This is a genomic window from Rhodococcus sp. NPDC060084 (assembly GCF_042730335.1).
In the GTDB taxonomy this organism is placed as follows: domain Bacteria; phylum Actinomycetota; class Actinomycetes; order Mycobacteriales; family Mycobacteriaceae; genus Rhodococcus.
This window is the reverse complement of sequence record NZ_JBHWWX010000019.1, coordinates 25,708-47,634: the sequence shown is the minus strand read 5'-3', so window position 1 is coordinate 47,634 and position 21,927 is coordinate 25,708. Positions and strand designations below refer to the sequence as shown.

Sequence of the window (21,927 nt, the reverse complement as noted above, 5' to 3'; positions counted from 1 at the left end):
CGGCGTCCCGCGTCATGTCAGTTCCCGAGTTCGAGTGACGCCGCCAATTGCGGCCACGAACGGTGGAGTTCGTCCTCCCAGTAACCCCATGAGTGCGTGCCGTTCTCACGGAAGTGGAAGGTCGCGGGGATATCGAGTTCTTCCAGCCGCTCGGCCAGCCGTTGGGTACAGACGTTCGTTGCCGCCTCGATCACGCCGCCGATCACGACCTGCTCGTGCAGCGGCGGTGCCTGTGGGGTGCGTGGCAGTGCCGGGTTCTCGTGCGGTCCGGGCAAACCGTTTCCGTTCGAGATGTAGAGGGAGAGCCCCCGCAGCCCTTCGGCGTTGACCGTCGGATCGTGCCGGGCCCATTCGTCGCCGTCGTACGGACCCCACATGTTGCGAGCATCGGTCTCACCCATCACTTCGACGACGGACCGGAGATACGCCTGGCCCACGGGGTCGCTGGTTTGGGCACAGCCGCTGTACGAGGCGACGCCCCGGTACAGTCCCGGCGCCTGGATTGCGAGGTCGAGCACCGACGTGCCTGCCATCGACAGTCCCGCGATCGCATTGACACCCGTGGTACCCAGTGCACGGTCGACCACCGGGGGAAGCTCCTGTGTCAGAAACGTCTCCCACTTCGCGACACCCACAACCGGATCGTCACGCATCCAATCGGTGTAGTAGGTGAACATGCCCTGTGCGGGGATCACGACGTTCACGTTCTTGTCCGCGAGGAAGTCGAGGATCTTCGTCTGATTGAGCCAGTTCGCGCCGTCTTCGCCGCCGCCGGCGCCGTTCAGCAGGTACAGCGTCGGGCGCGGCACGCTGGTGTCGGCCGGGCGGATCAGCTGGAACGGGATCTCCCGGCCCATCGACTCCGAGTACACGTGCATGTCGTAGCGGTTTCCTTCGACCTGCTCGACCCGCACCTCCTCCCCGCCGGGCGAGGCGGTGGCGGGTGCCCCCGCCAGGATGAGCGCCGAAGCGGCAATGACGCAGGCGCTACTTCGCCGCAGAACGTTCATATTCATCGTGCTTGTTCGCCCTGTCGGTTGGGATCGGATGGGGTTGCGAAGACAGTACGCAGGCGAGGACCCAGTACGGCAAGTGCCTCGGTCGAAGTCATGCGCCAGTGGGTGACCGGCACTGAATGGTCATGGATTCGCCCGCTCACGGCATCGGCCCAGCCTGCGGCCCCGTGGCTTTCGTCCTCGGCTGCGGTGAAATACACGATGTCACCGTCGAACCGTGCGGGCCGGTGACCGGCCGCCAGGACAACGTTGTGCCGGGCGGCGTCCATCAGTTGCCTCACGAGCCGTTCGGTGTCCTCGGCCTTAGTGCCGGTGAGGTCGGCGACCATCCGGACGATCCCCGCGAGGTCCGCCGGTTCGTCACCGTTTCCGACGACGCCGAATCCGGCGAGCACATCGCTCATCGGTACTTCCGGCTCCTCGGGGGCGTCGGTGTCGGTGTCCGCGAAACTGTCGAGCATCACCAGTGTTTCCACCACGCTGCCGGCGGCCTGGAGGTGCACCGCCATGGCATGCGCGATGACACCGCCCAGCGACCATCCGAGCAGCCGATACGGGCCCTCCGGCTGGATCCGGCGTATCTCGTCGACGTAGAGCGCCGCCAGGTCGTCGAGGGAATTCGGTAGGTCCTCGAGCGGGGTCTGCACTCCGTACACGGGTACGGACGGGTCGATCTCCTGGGCGAGAGCGGTGTAGCACCACGACAATCCGATGATCGGATGCACGCAGAAGACCGGGGGAAGGTCGCCCTCCGCACGGATCGGGAGCAGCGTTCCGAACTCCGGACCGGACCCCCCGCCCTCGGCGATCTTCCGAGCCAGCGCTTCCACCGTCGAATGCGAGAACAACGACGGCAACGGGACCGCGACGCCCAGCGCGTCGCGCAACTGCGCGACGAGCCTGGTCGCGACCAGGGAAGTGCCACCGAGCGCGAAGAAGTCGTCGTCCGCCCCCACCTGTGCGACACCGAGAATATCGGAGAAGGCGTCGGCCACAGCACGTTCGGTGTCGCCCGACGGGCGCCGGAACTCGCGTGCCCGAACCTCGGGCTGTCGCAGCGCTTTCCGATCGACCTTCCCGTTGGGTGTCGTCGGCAGCGCATCGAGCACGACGAACTGCGCCGGCACCATGTACGACGGCAGCACCCGGCCCAGTGCCTCCCGCAGTCGCTGCGTATCGAGTTCACCGGTGGGCACGACGTAACCGACGAGTTGTTCCGGCCACGCCACCACTACCCCGGCCGCAACATCCTCGTGTGCGCGCAGCACCGAGTCGATTTCCCCGAGTTCGATCCGCTGGCCCCGCAGCTTGACCTGCATGTCGTTGCGGCCTACGTATTCGAGTTCGTGATGTGCGTTCCACCGCACCAGATCTCCCGTGCGGTACATCCTCGTCCCCGCACCGTCGAACGGGTTCGCCACGAACCTGTCGGCCGTCAGGTGTGCGCGTCCCGCATAGCCGCGGGCCAACTGGACACCCGAGAGATAAAGCTCGCCCACGACTCCCACCGGCACGGGATGCAGACGTGTGTCGAGCACCAGGGCACCGGTGTTCCGAACGGGTGTACCGATGGGGACGCGCCCACCGCCGGAATCGGGATCGCTTCGGCGGTGCGTGGCCTGCATCGTCGTTTCGGTCGGGCCGTACAGGTTGTGCACCCCGCACCCGAGCATCTTCCGCGCGCGGTCGGCCGTCGCACCCGACAGGGCCTCACCGCCGGCAAATACCAGCCGCAACGACGGAGTGGGTTCCTCCAGCACGTCGAGCACCGCGTCGAGCACGACGGGCACGAACTGTGCCACGGACACCTCGAAATCCACCAGCGCACGCGCGAGGTACTGCGGATCGCGGTGACCGTCCGGTGCCGCGACGACCATCCGCGCTCCACTGTGCAAGGGCCAGAAGAGCTCCCACACCGATGCGTCGAACGTCAGCGGAGTCTTGAGCAGAACGGTGTCGGCAGCATCGGCGCCGAACTCCTCCTGCAACCAGTCCAGCTGGTTCACAGCCGACGCGTGCGAGACCGCCACACCCTTCGGGCGCCCCGTCGAGCCCGACGTGAACAGCACGTACGCCGTGTTGTCCGGGCGCAGTGGGCCCCGTCGCTCGGCATCCGAGATCGGCCCGTCCGGTACACCGGTCGCATCGAACGTGCCGATATCGAACACCGTCCGATCCGCGCCCAGGTGGTGGCGCGAGTCCGACAACACCAGTATCGGATCGGCGATCTCGAACACGTAGGAGATCCGCTCGGCCGGTTGCCCGGGGTCGACGGGCACGTAGGCACCGCCGGCGGCGACCACGGCGTGGACCGCGATCACCGCGTCGATCGATCGCTCCATCGCGATGGCAACGTTCGTCTCAGGGCCCACACCCAGCGAAATAAGATGCCGGGCAAGACTGTTGACTCTCGAAGCGAATTCCGCGTAGGAGTACGAGGTGTCTTCGTCGGCGACGGCGACGGCATGCGGTGTCGTCGCGGCCTGCGCGGCCGACCGATCCGGCAGGGTGGCGCCGCCCGGGCCGGTGCGCACCGCGGGGAGGCCCATCTCGTGTAGGGCCGCACGCTCCGGCGGCGCGAGCCATTCCAGGTCGCCGACGGGAGTTTCGGGATCGCGCACTGCTGCGGTGAGGATGCGGACGAACCGATCGGCGAATCCCGCGACGGTGGAAGCGTCGAAGAGGTCCGTGGCGTAGGTCCACGTCAGGTCGATACCGTCCGGAGTGCCGCCCTCCGAGAATGCTTCGTGCGCGATGACCTGGAGATCGACCATCGCCTGGTTCAGGTCGGCCTCGACGGGTTCGATGTCGACGCCACCGAGACGGAAATCGACGGGCTGCATGTTCTGCAGCGTCAGCATCACCTGGAAGAGCGGGTTACGCGCCTGCGAACGGGCCGGTGCGAGGACCTCGACGAGGCGCTCGAACGGCACGTCGGCGTGCGCGAACGCGTGCAGATCCGTTTCCCGCACCGAGCGGAGCAGGTCCGCGAACGACCGGCCCGGGTCGATGTCGGTACGCAGGACCAGCGTGTTGACGAACATCCCGATCAGATCGTCGAGTTCGGCTTCACCACGACCGGCAACCGGCGTACCGAGCGCGATGTCGGAGGTGCCGCTGAGCCGGGCGAGAGCGGACGCCAGGGCGCTGTGCAGCACCATGAACAGCGTGGCGTGGTGTGTTCGCGCGAGCCCGAGCAGACCTCGGTGGAGCGACGCGTCGAGACCGACCGTGTGCGACGCACCCCGATGGGACGCCACCGGGGGACGCGGCCGATCCCAGGGCAATTCGAGCTGATCCGGCAGCGACGCCAAAGTCTCGCTCCAGTACGAGATCTGCTTCGACACCACGCTGTCCGGGTCGTCCTCGGAGCCGAGGATCTGCCGCTGCCAGAGGGTGTAGTCCGCGTACTGCACCGGTAGCGGAGCCCACGTGGGCGGCTGACCGCCGACGCGCGACGCGTACGCCGTCATCACATCCCGGGTGAGCGGTCCCATCGAGAATCCGTCACCCGCGATGTGGTGCACCACGAAGACCAGGATGTATTCCTCCGGCCCGGCGCGGAGCAGCCGCACTCGTACCGGCACCTCCGCCGTCACGTCGAACCCCGCCGAGATCAATTCTCCGACGACGGCGAACACGTCGTCCGGTTCGACCGGGACAGGCGTCGGATCCGCGTCCACCTCGGACAACGGCACGACCCGCTGGATACCCGCGCCGTCGGCCTCCGGGTACACGGTGCGCAGGATGTCGTGCCGCAGCAGCAGGTCCTCGACCGCTGCCTTCAGTGCTGCGTGGTCCAGGTCGCCCGACAACCGGAGCGCGACCGGGATGTTGTAGGTCGCGGCGCCGGGGTCGAACCGGTTGAGGAACCACATCCGCTGCTGCGCGAGCGACAGCGGAATGCGAGCGGGACGCTCCTGCACGACCAGCGCCGGGAGCGCTACCCGTCCCGTGTACTCCTGCGCTGCCGCGGCGAGCGCACCCACCGTGGGCTGTTCGAACAGGACGCGGAGGGGGATGTCCGCTCCGAGTTCCGACCCGATCCGCGACATGACCCGCGTGGCGATCAGGGAGTTGCCGCCGAGGGCGAAGAAGTCGTCGTCGAGCCCGACCCGGTCGGCGCCGAGCAGTTCGGCGTAGACCGAGGCGACGGTCTGCTGGACCGCGTTTTCCGGTGTGCGGAATGCTCGCGTCTCGAAAGCCGGGACCGGCAGCGCTTTCCGGTCGAGTTTGCCGTTCGCGGTGATCGGCAGTGTGTCGAGCACGAGGATCTGCGCGGGCACCATGTAGGACGGCAGTTCGTCGGCGATCCGGTTGCGGAGCAGGTGCGTGTCGGCGGTATTGCCTTCGGTGGGGACGACGTAGCCGATGAGCCGGTCGCCGGTGCGGGCGTCGTTGTGCACCAGCACGACAGCCTGCGCGACCTCGTCGGTGCGGGTGAGGACGGCTTCGATTTCACCGAGTTCGATGCGCAGGCCCCGCACCTGCACCTGGGCGTCGCGGCGGCCGACGAAGTCGAGCTCGCCACCGGCCGTGCGCCGCACCAGGTCTCCGGTGCGGTACATGAGCCCACCGGTGTAAGGGTTGGCGACGAAGCGGGACGCCGTCAGCTCGGGCCGACGGTGGTAGCCGCGGGCCAGTCCGGCACCGGACAGGTACAACTCGCCGACGACACCGTCGGGCACGGGGTGCAGGCGGTCGTCGAGGACGACGGCCCCCGCACCGCGGATCGGCGCGCCGATGGTGATGATGTCGCCCGCGGTCAGCGGCGCGGTCTCCGTAATGATGATGGTGGTTTCGGTGGGGCCGTAGCAGTTGACGAACCGGCACACGGAGCCGAACTTGGCAACCAGTTCGGGAGGGCAGACGTCGCCGCCGACCATGACCGCTTCGAGGTCGGGCAGGTCGTCGGGTGTGACGGTGCCGAGCGCGGCGGGCGCGGTGAGGATGTGCGTAACCCGGTCTCGCCGCAGCAGATCGGACAGTTCTGTGCCGCCGACGATCTCCAGCGGCGCGACGATCATCGTGGCACCGACGGAGAACGCGGCGATCTGCTCGAACACCGAGGCGTCGAAGCTCGACGACGAGAACCGGAGCATCCTCGACGCGGAGCTCAGGCCGAGTTCGGGGCGGTGTTCGCCGGTGAAGGCCGCCAGCCCGCGGTGGGTGACGACGACACCCTTCGGGGTGCCGGTCGATCCGGAGGTATAGATCATGTAGGCGGCGGACCCGGCCGAGGTCGTCCGCCGGATCGGCGCGTCGGAGTATCCGGCGGCGGCGTCGACGCGGAGCCACGAGATGTCGGTCGACGGTGCGTCACCGTGTGTGAGCCCGAGAAGCGCACCGGAATCCGACAGCAGGTACGCGATGCGCGCGGCGGGCAGCGCGGGGTCGACCGGTACGAACGCCGCACCGGTCTTGGCCACGGCCCATAGTGCGATGATCGCGTCGACCGACCGCGGGAACGACAGCGCCACGAACGTTTCCGGCGTTGCGCCGTGCTCGGCGAGCATGCGGGCGAGACGGTTGGACGCACGATCCAGCTCGGTGTACGTCAGGTGCCTGGCCCCGTCGGTGGCCGCGATGCCGTCCGGGTTCGCGGCGACACCCCCCGCGAAGATCTCCGGCAGCACGCGTACCGGCAGATCCGCGGGCACGGCGTGCCGGAGCGCACGGGCGGCATCGGCGTCCTCCATGAGCGGCACCTCGCCCACCGGCACGGCGGGGTTCTCGGTCACGGCGTCCAGCAGGCGCAGCCATCGCCGCGTCAAGGATTCCGCGGTACCGGCATCGAACAGGTCGGTCGCGTAGGTCAGCGACCCGGCGAGGCCGCCGTCGTCGTCGCGGAGGGTGAATTCGAGGTCCACCTTCGCGACATCGATACCCGGCTCGACGGGTTCGATCTCGAGGCCGGGTAGTTCGAGGACACCCGTGCCCTGGTTCTGGAGCGACAGTGTCACCTGGAACAGCGGCGCGTGGCTTTGCGAGCGGACAGGGTCGACGGCGTCGACGATCTGCTCGAACGGCACGTCGGCGTGTCCGAACGCGGCGAGGTCGGCGTCGCGGGTCTGCTCGAGGGTCCGATCGAAGCCGGCGGCCGGGTCGAACCGGGTGCGCAGCACGAGGGTGTTGACGAACATGCCGACGACGTCGTCGAGCGCTGCCTCCCCGCGACCGGCGACGGGGGTGCCGACGCTGACGTCGTCGGTGTTGCCGAGCCGCGCGAGCAGCACGGACAGGGCGGCGTGGAGTGCCATGAAGCGCGTGGCGCCGTGTGCCCGGGCGAGGGCGTCGAGTGCGTCCACGGTGTCTGCACCGATGCGGAAGTCGGTGCGTGCGCCGCGTTGCGAGGCGACTGCCGGGCGGGGCCGGTCGGCGGGCACCTCGAGCACGGCCGGGACGTCGTCGAGTGCCTCGGTCCAGTAGGCGAGCTGACGCGCTGCAAGCGATCCGGCGTCGGCGGGGTCGCCCAGCACGGCGCGCTGCCACACCGCGAAATCGGCGTACTGCACAGCGAGCGGCGCCCACTGCGGAGCGGCGCCGGCGAGCCGGGCGCTGTAGGCGACGAGGATGTCGCGGGCCAGCGGCACGGTGGAGGCGCCGTCGGCGGCGATGTGGTGCACGACCACCACGAGCACGTGCTCGTCGGCTGAAGCCTGGAGCAGGGCGCCGCGAATCGGGACCTCGGTCGTGACGTCGAATCCGCGCGAGAGCACGGCGAGGATCTCGTCACGCTCGGTATCGGCGGTGATCGGGCGCGGCGTCAGGTTCACCGGGGCGTCGTCGAGGACCACCTGGTGTGGACCGTCGGCGTCGGGGAAGACCGTCCGCAGGGTCTCGTGCCGCTGCACGACGTCGTGCACCGCGGCGCGCAGCGCGTCGTGGTCGAGTCGGCCGCGCAGTCGCACGGCGACGGGGACGTTGTAGACCGGCGACGTGGGATCGAACCGGTTGATCAGCCACATCCGCTGCTGCGCCGGCGAGAGCGGAATGCGGTCGGGGCGGGGCCCGGCGACGAGCGGCGGGCGCGTGCCCGGCCCACTGTCACCGACGACGGCGGCCAGTGCGGCCACGGTCGGGTTCTCGAACACCGCGCGCACCCCGAGCGACGCGTCGAGTCGCGCCACCACACGGGTCGCCGAGAGGGAGTTACCGCCGAGGGCGAAGAAGTCGTCGTGCGCACCTGCCTGCTCGAGACCGAGCACGTCGGCGTACACCGCCGCGACCCGCCTTTCGGCGTCGGTACGCGGTGCGACGAACTGTGCGGCGGCGAAGACGGGTTCGGGCAGTGCCCGCAGATCGACCTTGCCCGCACCGGTGAGGGGGAAGGCGTCGACGACGGTGATCGCCGAGGGCACCATGTAGTCGGGCAGGGCGCGGGCAGCGTGAGCGGTCACCTCGGCGGCGACGATCGCGTGACCGGGTGCCGGCACCACGTAGGCCACCACGGCGCCGGTTGCGGCGTGGGGCACGCTCACCGCGGCGTCGACGGACGGATGCCCGGACAGGACGGCGTCGATTTCGGACAGTTCGATTCGATGGCCGCGAACCTTCACCTGGATGTCGTTGCGTCCCAGGTATTCCAGTGTCCCGTCCGCGGTCTTCCGGACGCGGTCGCCCGTCCGGTACATGAGTCCGCCACCGACGGGGTCGGCGACGAACCGCGTTGCGGTGAGCTCGGCGCGATCGTGGTAACCCCGCGCGAGCCCCGCACCGGATACGTACAGTTCGCCGGGCACTCCGGTGGGCGCCGGTTGCAGCCGGTCGTCGAGAACCATCGCGGACGTGCCGAGCACGGCACGGCCGATGCGCACCGGTTCTCCCGGCGTCATCGGACCGAAATGCGTTGCCATGATGGTCGACTCGGTGGGGCCGTAGGCGTTGAACATCGCCCGGCCCGGCGCCCATCGTGCCACCAGCGACGGTTCGCATGCCTCACCGCCGACGACGACCACCCGGACGTGCGGCAGCGTCTCGGGATCGAGTGTCGCCAGTGCCGCGGGCGTGAGGAAGAGGTGGGTCACGCCGGTGTCGGTGAGCACCGTCCCGAGTTCGGTGCCCCCGTAGATGCCGGTGGGGACGAGCACGAGGGTCGCTCCCCCACCGACCGCCATCAGCAGTTCGAGCAGCGACGCGTCGAAGCTGGGTGACGCGAATGCCGCGACGCGGTCACCGGGCCGCACGCCGTAGTGGCGTTGCTGCTCGGCGACGAATGCGGCGAGGCCGCGGTGGGTGACGACCACGCCTTTGGGCACGCCTGTGGAACCGGAGGTGTAGATCAGGTAGGCGGGGTGGTCGGGGTGCGGTCCGCGCGCGGGCACGGGCCGGTCGTCGCCGGTCTGCGCGGCAGCGTCGAGCCACCGCACCTCGTCGGGCAGGGCATTGCGGTGTGCGTCGGTGGTGAGACCGAGGCGCACCCCCGAGTCGGTGAGCATGTGCTCGATGCGAGCCGCCGGATAGGTCGGATCGACGGGCAGGAATGCGGCGCCGGTTCGGGCGACCGCCCAGACTGCGAGTACCGATTCCACCGAACGTTCCACGGCGACGGCGACGACCGTCTCGGGGCCTGCGCCGGTCTCGATCAGCGTGTGTGCGAGCGCTGAGGAGCGGCGGTCGAGTTCGCCGTAGGTGACGATGCGCGTCCCGGAGACGAGCGCGGGTGCGTCGGGATCGGCGGCAGCCTCGGCAAGTAGCTGCGGGAGCGTGCGTACGCCGACGGATTCGGGGCGGCGCAGCAGTTCGTCGTGCTCGGCGTGCGAGAGCAGGTCGAGGGAGCCGACGGAGGCATCCGGAGCTGCCACGGCCGACTCCAGCACCCGCACGTAGCGCTCGACCATCATTGCGGCGGTGGTGTCGTCGAACAGGTCGCGGGCGAAGGTCAGCGTGACGGTCGCGTGCCGCTCGTGCTCGGTAACGGCGAATTCGAGGTCGAACTTGGCGATCCCGAAATCGACGGGCAGCACCTCGATGTCGAGACCGGGCAGCGTCACCGCACCCGGCTGCGGCACGTCGAGCGCGAGCACCGTCTGGAACAACGGTTGGTGCGACGTAGAGCGCGCCGGGGCGAGTGCCTCGACGAGTTGCTCGAACGGGAGATCGGCGTGTGAGTACGCGGCAAGGTCGGTGTCGCGCACCGCGGTCAGGGCCGCTGCGAACGAGAACGAGGCATCGAACCGGGTGCGCAACGGGAGGGTGTTGACGAACATGCCCACCACGTCGTCGAGGTCACGATGGCCGCGACCGGCGACGGGCGTGCCGACGGTGACGTCGTAGGTCCCGCCGGTTCGGGAGAGCAGTACCGCAAGGGCGGTGTGCAGCACCATGAACAGCGATGCGTCGTGCGCCCTCGCCAGTTCTGCCGCGCGGCCATATACCGGTGCGGGCACGTCGACGGTGACCGTGCCGCCCCGGAACGAAGGGACCGCCGGTCGACGACGGTCGGCGCGCAGGTCCAAGACCTCAGGGGCATCGGCCAGGGCGTCCCGCCAGAAGGCGAGTTGACGGGCCGCCACCGAGTCGGGGTCGTCGGTGCTGCCGAGAAGTCCTTGCTGCCAGAGTGCGTAGTCGGCGTACCCGACCGGCAACGGCTCCCACGCCGGGACGCTGCCGGCGCTGCGTGCACCGTAGGCGGCGACCAGATCGCGGGCGAGCGCTTGCATCGACCAGCCGTCGATCGCGATGTGATGCACGACCAGAACGAGGACGTGCCGGTCGGCGTCTTCGCGGACGATATTCAGCGCGAGGGGAATCTCACGGGTGACGTCGAAACCGCGGGCGACGACCTCGAGGAGCCATTCGTCGAGCGTCCCGTGCAGGGCGTCGGCGTCGAGTGTGAGTGCATCGATCACCTCGGCGGCCGGCAGGATCTCCTGCCGGGGACCGTCGCCGGTATCCGGGTAGCGGGTGCGCAGCGTCTCGTGCCGGTCCACGATGTCGGTGACCGCGGCGCGCAGCGCGTCGATGTCGAGCGTGCCGGTCAGGCGTAGCGCGACCGCCACGTTGTAGGCACCCGAGGCCGGGTCGAAGCGGTTGACGAACCACATGCGCGCCTGCGCCGGTGAGAGCGGGATGTGTTCTGGGCGCGGCCCCGCGACGAGCGGCGGACCCGTCTGCCGGTCTTGTTGTCCGTCGATGAGAGTGGACAGTCCGGCCACCGTGGCGTTGTCGAACAGATCGCGGATCTGCAGGCGGGTGTCGAAGGTGTCGTCGAGGCGGGCGAGCAGCCTGGTCGCGGTCAGCGAGTTACCGCCGAGATCGAAGAAGTTCGCCGTCGCGCCGAGGCCGTCGCGTCCGAGCACGTCGGCCACGATCGCCGCCACTGTCTCCTCGGTTGCGGTGGCCGGGGCGACGTACTCGGTGCCGGAGCCGAATTCCGGTGCGGGGAGGGCTTTGCGGTCGAGCTTGCCGTTGGAGGTCACCGGGAGCGCGTCGAGCACCATCGCGACGGTGGGAACCATGTGCCGCGGGAGGCGCGCTGCGGCGTGCGCGAGGACGGCCTCGCTGTCCACGGCGCCGACCACGTACGCGACCAGGTGTTCCCCGGCTGCGTGGTCGCGATGCAGTGCGACCACGGCCTGAGCGACGGCGTCGTGGTCGAGTAGCGCGGACTCGATCTCTCCGAGTTCGATGCGCTGACCCCGGAGCTTCACCTGGAAGTCGCTGCGGCCCACGTACTCGAGGACGCCGTCGGCGCGCCACCGGACCACGTCGCCGGTGCGGTAGAGACGTGCTGGGCCGGACGGGTCGGCGACGAATCGCGCTGCCGTCAGGCCGGGTGCCGCGTGGTATCCGCGAGCGAGTTGCACTCCCCCGAGGTACAGCTCGCCCTCGACGCCCACCGGGACCGGACGGAGGCGCGAGTCCAGCACGCGCACAGTCGTGTTCCAGACAGGTGCTCCGATGGGCACCGGGTTCTCCCCGGCCACCGTCGGATGAGCGGTGACGTCGACCGCGGCTTCCGTCGGCCCGTACAGGTTGTGGAGGGGCACGCCGAGGCTCTCGGCGAACCGTGCGACGGTGGTGGCGGGTAGCGCCTCCCCACTGGTGAACACCTGCCGCATGCTGCCGCAGCGGCCGAGGTCGGCGCCGGCGAGGAAGACGTCGAGCATCGATGGCACGAAATGCAGTGTGGTGACGCCGTATTCGTCGATCACGCGAGAGAGGTAGCGCGGGTCGCGGTGCCCGTCCGGGCTCGCGAGCACCACCGAGGCACCGGTGAGCAACGGCCAGAACAGCTCCCACACCGACACATCGAATGTCGCGGGAGTCTTCTGCAGCACCACATCGTCGACCGTGAGCGGATAGGTGCCCTGCATCCACAGCAGGCGGTTGACGATGCTGCGATGCGAGATGGCGACACCCTTGGGGCGTCCGGTGGACCCGGAGGTGAACAGCACGTAGGCCAGGTCGTCGGGGTGGAGCGGCGCACGGCGGTCGAGATCGGTGAGCGGAGCGTCGGAGAACCCGGCCGTGTCCGGCAGAGCGCTGAGCACCCGGGCGGGGGCAGCCGTATCGAGTACGTGTGCGGTGCGCGACGCGGGTTGTTCGGGGTCGATCGGCACGTAGGCGGCGCCGGCGGTGACGACGGCGTGGATCGCGGTGAACTGGTCGAGCGACCGCGGCATCGCGACGCCCACCAGGTCGCCGGGGCCGATGCCGTCGGCGACGAGGGCACGGGCGAGGCGGTTGACCCGCGACGCGAACTCCGAATACGGCAGTGCGGGAGCGCCCTCGACGAGGACGGCCCGCGTGTCGGGAGTCTGCTGCGCTTGCTGCGCAAGAAGGTCCACGAGCGTGGTGGGTGGCAGATCCCGATCCGGGCCGCGTTCGAATCCGGCGACGGTGTCTCGTTCGCCGGGCAGGAAGACGTCGACGTCCCCGACGTGCGTGTCGGGCCCGGTCGCCGCGGTCTCGAGTACTCCGACGAGGCGCCTCGCGATGCGGTCCACGGTGGCGCGGTCGAACAGGTCGGTGCGGTAGCGCACGCTCAGGCGCAACCTCGGTTCGAGGATCGCCATGACGGTGAGCGGGTAGTGCGTGGCGTCGCGGGCATCGATACCCGTGACGCGCATGCCGGCGAAGTCGGTGGTCTCGTCGAAACCGGCGCGGTCGACGGGGTACGACTCGAAGACGGTGAGGGTGTCGAACAGGGTGCCGGCACCGATGTTCTGCTGGATGCTGCCCAGACCCACGTGGTGATGGTCGAGCATCGACACCTGCGCGTCCTGCACGCTGCGCAGCACGTCGGCGACGGTGTCCCCGGGCTCGAACTCGACGCGCACCGGCACCGTGTTGATGAACAGGCCCAGCATGTTCTCCACACCGGGCAGTTCTGCGGGGCGGCCGGACACGGTCGCGCCGAAGACCACATCCGAACGCGTGAGCATCCGTCCCAGGACGAGCGCCCACGCGACCTGCACGACCGTGTTGACGGTGGTCCCGGTCTCACGCGACTGCTCGGTGAGCGCGGTGAGCAACTCGTCGGGCAGATCGATGTCGATCTCGCCGGGGTTGTCCTCGAAGGACGTCTCGGCGTTCGGCGCGACGAGCGTCGGCTCGGTAACGCCGGCGAGCAACTCGCTCCACGCCTGTAGCGACCGGTCCGTGTCCTGCTCGCGCCACCATCGGAGATAGTCCCGGTACGGCGCGGGCTCGGGCAGCGCGTCCCGGGATATGTAGTGGGTGAGGATCTCTCGCACGAGAAGGGGCATCGACCACCCGTCGAGCACGAGGTGGTGGTTGGTCAGTACGAGCGTCGCGCGGTCGTCGGCGGTGCGGACGAGTACTGCCCGCAGCAGGGGCGGCCGGGCGGGGTCGAAGGGTGTTCCGCGCTCGGAGTCGAGTATCTCGGCGGCTCCACCCGCACCGGCCCGCACCTCGCGCCACGGCACGGCGACGCGATCGAGCACGAGTTGCACCGGGTCCCCGTTCTCGTCGTGGACGAACGCGGTGCGCAGGCCGGCGTGCCGGGCGACGACCGCGTCGACGGCGCTGCGCAGCCGGTCGCTGTCCACGGCACCGGCCAGTTCGAGGGTCAGTTGCGCGACGTAGACGTCGAGCGAGCCGGCGGCGAGCCGGGCGTGGAACAGCAACCCTGCCTGGAGCGGTGGGAGGGGCCAGATGTCGCGCACGGCCGGGTACTCGGCTTCCCACTGCTCGATCTGGCGCTGGCCCACGGCGACGAGCGGCACGTCGGACGGGGTCAGGCCGCCCGCGTCGGGACGATCGAGGTGCGCGGCGAGACCGGTGAGGGCGCTGCGCCACAGTTCGGCGAGTTCGGCGACGTCCTCGGAGGAGACCAGGCGCGGCACGTACGCGAACGACGTGGTGAGGTGTGGTCCGTCGGGACCGTCGACGACCATGGCGTTGATGTCGATCGCCGCTGCGGCGGCGAGCCCGGAGGTCCGGTTCGGATCGAGATCGAGGTCGTCGGGTACCCAGCCGATCTCGCGGATCTCGTCGGGGATGTGACCCGAGGTGAGCCGGCCGAGGTAGTTGAACGAGAGCTGGGATGCGGGCAGATCCGCGAGCACCGTTCCGGTCTCGTCGTCGAGGTACCGCAGGATGCCGTAGCCGATACCGTGGTTCGGCACGGCGGCAAGCTGTTCCTTCACAGCTTTGACCGCGGCGGCCGCTGCGGATCCGCCGGCCAGGGCGTCGTCGAGGTCGCCGGTGACGGCGAGACGCACCGGGTAGGCACTGGTGAACCAGCCGACGGTGCGCGCAAGGTCTGCCGGGTCCGGCGTATCGAGATCGCGCCCGTGGCCTTCGAGGGTCAGCAGCAGCGAGCGCTCGGCACCGTCGTCCCAGCGTGCGGCCGCCAGCGCGAGGGCGGTGAGCAACCCGTCGGCGGCGCCGCTGCCGTAGAGCGCGGGCAGCCGGGTCAGGACGGCGTCGGTGACCGCCGGGTCGAGTGCGACGTCGATGCGCCGGGTGGCGGCGAGGGTGTCGACGTCCGGGTCGAGGGTGCCGATCCCGCGCAACGGACGGGCCCCGGTCAGCGTGCGCTGCCAGTAGACGAGTTCGTCGGCGAACGCGCCGTCGCGAGCGGCGTCGTGCAGGGCGTGCGCCCAGCGGCGGAAGGACGTACCGATCGGCGGGAGAACAGGCTCCTGGGCCGCCGCGACCTGCATCCAGGCCTGTCCGAGGTCGGGGAGCAGCACCCGCCAGGACACCCCGTCGACGACGAGGTGGTGCGCGACGAGCAGGAGTTTGCCCTGCGTATCGGCTGCGTCCACGTCGAACCACACGGCCTGCAGCGTCACACCCGCGGCAGGATCGAGCGCCGCTGCGGCACTGTCGCATCGGGACGCGATCAGATCCTCGATGTCGTCGAGGTCCGCGACGGGAACGCGCGTGACGAGGGTTCCGGGATCGGCGGCGCCGGCACGGACCTCCCAGGTGCCGCCGCGCATCACCGAGCGCAGCATGTCGTGGCGGTCGAACACGGCACCGAGCGCTGCGGACAGGTGTTCGGCGGTGAGGCCGGCGGGGGTGGTGACGAGTACCGCCTGCGCGAACGTGGAGTAGTCGCCGCGCCGGAGCATGTCGTGCACGATGGGCGTCAGCGGAATCTGGCCGGCACCGCCACCGGGCAGTTCTGCCATGACCGTGGTCGCCGACACCGCGGTGGCGACACGAGCCAGCGCGGCAATCGTCTTGTGCTCGAAAATCTGCCGTGCCGTGATGTGCAGCCCGGCATCCTTGGCGCGGGCGGCGAACTGCATCGCCACGATGCTGTCGGCGCCGAGCGCGAAGAGCGAATCGTCGACACCGACCCGTTCGACGTCGAGGAGCCCCACCGCGAGTTCGGCGAGCGCAATCTCCGAATCTGTCCGGGGCGCGCGGAATTCGGCCGACTCGAACCGTGGTGCCGGTAGGGCGGCGCGGTCGAGCTTGCCCGCGGGCGTCACCGGAATGTGGTCCAGTTCCATCAGCGCGGCGGGAATCATGTGCGACGGCAGCATCCGGCCGACGCCCTCGAGGAGCGTCGCTGCGTCGAAGAGGTGGTCCGATTCCATCCGCACGTACGAGATCGGCACGCTCGAGTGCCCGGTGTCGTGGACGACGGACGCCGCGTAGTCGACACCCGGTTGTTCGAGCAGCGCCGTGTCGATTTCACCGAGTTCGATGCGGAATCCGCGGATCTTCACCTGGAAGTCGGAGCGGCCCAGGAATTCGAGTTCGTGGTCGACGGTCCAGCGCACGTCGTCACCGGTGCGATAGAGGCGGCCACCGGGCTCGAACGGGTTGGCGACGAACCGGTCGGCGGTCTGTCCCGGCCGGGAGTGGTATCCCCGGGCCAGCGCAGGGCCCCCGAGATACAGCTCACCCACGAATCCCACTGGGACGGGCCGCAATCTGCGGTCGAGGACCACGGCTGCGACACCGTCGAGCGGCCGCCCGATGGTGATCCGGTCACCCGAGTGCAGCGGGCTCCCCGCGGTGACCACGATGGTGGTTTCGGTCGGCCCGTAGCTGTTGGTGAACCGGCTGACGGCACCGAAACGCTCGACGAGGTCGGGAGTACAGACGTCACCGCCCACCACGACGGCGTCGAGAACGTCGAGTCCGGTGGGGTCGACGGTGGTGAGCACGGTCGGCGCCGACACGATGTGGGTGACACGGCTGCTACGCAACAGATCGGCGAGATCCTGCCCGCCGAGGATGTGCGGCGGGGCGACCACCATCGCCGCGCCGGCGCTGAACGCCTGCAGCATCTCGAAGATCGATGCGTCGAAACTCGCCGACGAGAAACGCAACATCCTCGATTCGGGAGTGAGGCCGAGTTCCGGCCGGGCGTCGGCGTCGAACGCGGCGAGCCCGGAGTGGGTGACCACCACGCCCTTCGGTGTGCCGGTCGAACCGGAGGTGTAGATCATGTAGGCGGGATGCTCGGGCCTGGCCGCGACGACCGGCGGCGCATCCACAGCCGGATGCGCGTCGTCCGCGGCGAACCAGCGCGGACCCGTGGGCAGGTGGGGTATCCGGTCGCGCGTGCTGATGCCGAGTCGCGCCCCGGAGTCCCGGATCATGTACGCGAGACGTTCCGCGGGCAGCGCCGGATCGATCGGTACGAACGCGGCGCCGGTCTTCGCCACGGCCCAGAGGGCGACCAGCGCTTCGGCACTGCGCTCCATGCTCAGCACGACGAACGTTTCGGGAACGGCGCCGGCGTCGGCGAGTACCCGGGCGAGCCGATCGGAGCGCTCGTCGAGGGCGCGGTAGGTCAGCGTCCGGTCGCCGTCGAGGACGGCGATGCCGTCGCGGTTGCGCCGCACCCCTTGCGCGAGAAGGTCCGGCAGCATCCGGACGGGGCGCGGCGGGCGGCCGCGGAACGGGACGAGCGTGTCCCGCTCGTCCTCGTGGAGCACGTCGAGCGCGCCCACGGTGCCGTCGCATTCCGCGAAGTCGGCAAGGAACTCGATGAATCGGCTGTGGTGGGAGCGTAATTCGTCGATGGAGTACAGGTTCGGGTTGGCTTCGAGGTCGATGTGCGCCGGATCGCCGGGTTTGCTCGGGTAGATGTTGAGCGAGAGGTCTTCGACCGGTCCCGTGCTGACCACGTGGAGACGGCCGACGAGATCGCCGAGACGGATCTCCGTTCCGAACATCATGATGTTGACGGCGGGACCGAAGAAGCCGCGATCGGCTCCGCCCCTCCCGGTGTCGCGCCGCATGTCCTCGTGCCGGTACCGCTGATGACGCAGCGCTCCGGTGAGTTCGAGTTGCACGCGGGACGTGATGTCGGGAGCGGTGTCCGCGGGGTCCACGCCCACTCGGATCGGCACGACGTTGGAGACCATGCCCCCGGATCGTCGCAACTTGACGGTCGTGCGTGCCGAGACCGGCAGGCTGAGCACGATGTCGGATTCACCTGTGACCCGGGCGAGGAACGCAGCGAAGGCAGCGATGACCACGCTCGTGAAGGTGGCCTGCTCGTCACGGGCGATGACCCGTTCGATGGACGCCGCCACCTCGTCGGGCAGCGGCGCGCTGTAGCGGACCGGATTGGGGCCGACCGGCGCCGCCCGGCCGGAGAGGCCGATCGGGTGCGGCAGGTCGCGGGCCCGCGCGGCCCAGTACTCCCGGTCGGTCTCGAACCGGCCCGATTCGCGGTAGCGGTTCTCGTCGTCGACGATCTCGTGGAGCGCGCTGACGGGGAACGACGCGGGTTCGCGGCCCTCCTTGACGGCGGTGTACCGCTCGGCGATCCGGTTGACGAAGGTTGTGGCGCCGAATCCGTCCAGCGCGACGTGGTGGATCCGGGTGTAGACGAAGTACCGGGCCTCGGCGATGCGCAGAATCGCGCACACGATGAGCCGGTCCTCGAGCATGTCCAGCGGGGTGCGGTACTCGGCCCGCATCCACGCGATCGCAGCGGCCTCGGGATCGGGGCGCTCACGCAGGTCGAGGACGGTGGCCCGATCGTTGAGATCGGGATCGATCACCTGGTAGGGCTGCCCGTCGTGCTCGAACAACCGGAGCATTCCGGTGCCGATTTCGCGACCGGTGGCCGCACCGGCGTCCGCGAACGCCTCGACGTCGAGATCACCGTGGACGTCGATGTACTGGGCAATGGTGAGCGGAATGTCGCCGAGCAGATGCTGGGCGAACCAGATCCCGCGCTGCGCCGTCGAGAGTGGGAAGCCCACCTGAGGCTCGTCGTCGACGAGCACCGGTCCACGCGCATACTGCTGTTCCACTCGGCTCCCGACGCTGGTGAAAAAGATTCCGGATCGTTATTCGGACAAGATCGTTCCGTAATATAGCTTCGCGTCAGTCCGAGAATCTGGCAAGGAGCAAATCTCGCTTCGGGGGGTGGATGTTGATGCGTGACAAATCCCGGCCGTAATGCTCCAGCAACCGCTGATCCATGATCCGTCGCCAGAGCGGCGGGACCAGGGACAACACGATCAGGACCGCGTATCCGGCGGGAAGCTGAGGCGCGTCGGGCATGGAGCGCAGCGTCTGGTAGCGGCGCAGCGGGTTCGCGTGATGGTCGCTGTGCCGCTGGAGGTTGTAGAGGAAAACGTTCGAGCAGACATGATTGCTGTTCCAGCTGTGCTCCGGAGCGACCCGTTCGTACCCGCCGCCGGGACGGCTCCGCCGCAACAACCCGTAGTGCTCGATGTAGTTCGCGCCTTCGAGAAACATGATGGCAAGGGCTGCCTGCACTACCAGCCACGGCGCGATCGACCAGCCGAACACCGCGATGAGCGCCGCGTACAGCACTGTGCTCATGAGCCAGGCACTGAGCACGTTGTTATGCCGCACATTCCACCACGAGAGGCCACGGCGCTTCAGCCGCGCGTTCTCGTACCGCACCGCCGAACCGAGGCTGCCGAACACCGAACGCGGCAGGAATCGCCAGTACCCTTCACCGAAGCGTGCCGTCGCAGGATCCTCCGGTGTGGCAACCCTGATGTGGTGCCCGTGATTGTGCTCGACGTAGAAGTGGCCGTAGAAAGATTGGGCGAGCGCCACTTTCGCAAGGTTTCTTTCGATCGACGTGCGCTTGTGCCCGAGCTCGTGCGCTGCGTTGATGCCGACTCCGCCGACGATGCCCAGGGTCGCGGCCAGGGCGAACTTTTCGGCGCCGCCCATGGGCTGCGACACCCAGAGCCAGCAGCCGAAGACGAACCCGGCGTACTGCAGCGGCAGGTAGAGGTACGTGCAGTACCGGTAGTACCGGTCGTTCTCGAGGGGTTTCATCACCTCGTCGGGCGGGTTGCCGGTGTCGACCTTGGCAAGCGCATCGATCAGCGGGCAGATCACCGCGATGATGATGGCGCCGGTCGCCCAGAACACCCCGAGGTGGAAGTGCTGCACCAGAACGTAGGCGAGAAACGGGCTCAACGGGATCGCCAGTCCGTACAACCAGAGGTAGCGCTTCGGATCCCGCCATCGCGCACCCGAGCTTGCGCGCTCGGTGTCGCCCCCCACGCTCATTCCCACCTCACACCGGTTCCGTCTCCGACGGCTTATCGAATCCCCACCGACCACAACGCGACTCGCACGCCGGATCGGCTACACAGTATCCATGGGGCCAGATGTGCGGTGAGACCCGGATCGGCACCGGGAGCAGACACGGCGACGGCGCCGCACCCTGAGATGCGACGCCGCCGCTCGGTCAGCAGAGATGCGCTTCAGATAGCGCGCACACCCTGGGCCTGCGGGCCCTTCTGACCCTGGCCGATCTCGAACTCGACGCGTGCTCCCTCGTCGAGCGACTTGAATCCCGAGCCCTGGATCTCGGAGTAATGAACGAAAACGTCCGCGCCCCCACCGTCCTGCTCGATGAATCCGAAGCCCTTTTCTGCGTTGAACCACTTGACAGTGCCCTGCGCCATACCACTTGCTCCTAATCTTCCCGTACGTCACCCCGACGTACGGCCTTGCTGGAATCCCAATCATCGCACTTATCCGGACATTCGTCGCGGTGGATCCCGCCTTAATTCCGCGTGTCGGGAAAATGCGGATGAAATCGGTTTGCGGGACGGTGGCACCATAGAGCCGTGACTAACGAGGAACAGGGCCAACTTCACCACCGGATGAGCCGCCGTCTGGAGCAGTCGTCCAAGCTCCAGAACGTGCTGTACGAGATCCGCGGACCGGTGCACGCGCATGCGGCACGGCTCGAAGCGGAGGGCAATCGCATCCTCAAGCTCAACATCGGCAACCCCGCACCCTTCGGGTTCGAGGCGCCGGACACGATCGTGCAGGACATGATCGGGTCGCTTCCGCATGCCCAGGGGTACTCGGAGTCCAAGGGCATCGCGCCGGCCCGGCGCGCGATCGTCACCCGCTACGAGCTGGTCCCGGGCTTCCCCAAGTTCGACATCAACGACGTCTACCTCGGCAACGGCGTGTCCGAACTCATCACCATGACGATGCAGGCGCTGCTCGACGACGGCGACGAAGTGCTCATCCCCGCACCGGACTACCCGCTGTGGACTGCGATGACATCGCTCGGCGGCGGCACACCCGTCCACTACCTGTGCGACGAGACCAACGGCTGGAATCCCGACATCGAGGACATCGAGTCGAAGATCACCGAGCGCACCAAGGCGATCGTGGTGATCAACCCGAACAACCCCACCGGCGCGGTGTACTCCCGCGAGGTGCTCGAGCAGATCGTGCGACTGGCACGCAAGCACCAGCTGCTGCTTCTCGCCGACGAGATCTACGACAAGATCCTCTACGACGACGCCAAGCACGTCTCCCTCGCGACGCTGGCCCCCGACCTGCTGTGCATCACGTACAACGGGTTGTCGAAGGCGTATCGCGTCGCCGGCTACCGGTCGGGCTGGATGGTCATCACCGGCCCGAAGGACCACGCCGCCGGATTCCTCGAGGGCATCGATCTGCTCGCATCCACTCGCCTGTGCCCGAACGTTCCGGCCCAGCACGCCATCCAGGTGGCCCTGGGTGGCTACCAGAGCATCGACGACCTGGTGCTGCCCGGCGGGCGCCTGCTCGAGCAGCGGGACGTCGCGTGGGAGCGCCTGAACGCGATTCCGGGCGTGAGCTGCGTCAAGCCGCGCGGCGCGCTGTACGCGTTCCCCCGGCTCGACCCCGAGGTGTACGACGTCCACGACGACGAGCAACTGGTCCAGGATCTGCTGTTGCAGGAGCGCATCCTGGTCACACAGGGCACGGGCTTCAACTGGCCCGCCCCGGACCACTTCCGCATCGTCACGCTGCCGTGGGCCCGGGACCTCTCCGTTGCGATCGAGCGGATCGGCAACTTCCTCTCGAGCTACAAGCAGTAGCGGCACGCCCGCGAAAGCGATCGTTGCGGAACGGTGACGCAGGGGCGCTAGAGGCGAAAGTCCCTGTTCGGTGCCCTCGGAGTCTGTTCGGACCTGGACGGTCCGTCCGATTCGTGAGGAGCGCCACAGAATCG

At 68.8% G+C, this 21,927-nt stretch carries 5 protein-coding genes; 1 reads left to right on the top strand and 4 read right to left on the bottom strand.

The window, feature by feature from the left end:
• Positions 1 to 17: 17 nt before the first annotated feature.
• The 4 genes from ACFWBU_RS12345 to ACFWBU_RS12330 all read right to left on the bottom strand — a co-directional run bounded on the left by ACFWBU_RS12345 (position 18) and on the right by ACFWBU_RS12330 (position 20,371).
• Positions 18 to 1,016 carry an alpha/beta hydrolase family protein gene (locus ACFWBU_RS12345; RefSeq protein WP_296550511.1) on the bottom strand — a complete coding sequence of 333 codons (999 nt, stop codon included), beginning with the start codon at positions 1,014 to 1,016 and terminating at the stop codon, positions 18 to 20.
• Positions 1,013 to 18,724, bottom strand: coding sequence for a non-ribosomal peptide synthase/polyketide synthase (locus ACFWBU_RS12340; protein ID WP_378528397.1), 17,712 nt, complete (start codon positions 18,722 to 18,724; stop codon positions 1,013 to 1,015). The genes ACFWBU_RS12345 and ACFWBU_RS12340 overlap by 4 nt, the downstream gene beginning before the upstream one ends.
• Before the next feature lie 73 nt (positions 18,725 to 18,797).
• A complete protein-coding gene (locus tag ACFWBU_RS12335) occupies positions 18,798 to 19,970 on the bottom strand; it encodes an alkane 1-monooxygenase (RefSeq protein ID WP_169618987.1) in 1,173 nt (390 codons plus the stop codon).
• Between the two features lie 197 nt (positions 19,971 to 20,167).
• Positions 20,168 to 20,371 carry a cold-shock protein gene (locus ACFWBU_RS12330; RefSeq protein ID WP_169618985.1) on the bottom strand — a complete coding sequence of 68 codons (204 nt, stop codon included), beginning with the start codon at positions 20,369 to 20,371 and terminating at the stop codon, positions 20,168 to 20,170.
• 201 nt (positions 20,372 to 20,572) lie between these two features.
• On the opposite strand from ACFWBU_RS12330, the gene ACFWBU_RS12325 reads away from it, so the two are divergent.
• Complete coding sequence (locus ACFWBU_RS12325; RefSeq protein WP_378528405.1) at positions 20,573 to 21,793, top strand: pyridoxal phosphate-dependent aminotransferase; 1,221 nt, start codon at positions 20,573 to 20,575, stop codon at positions 21,791 to 21,793.
• The last annotated feature ends 134 nt before the right edge of the window (positions 21,794 to 21,927 follow it).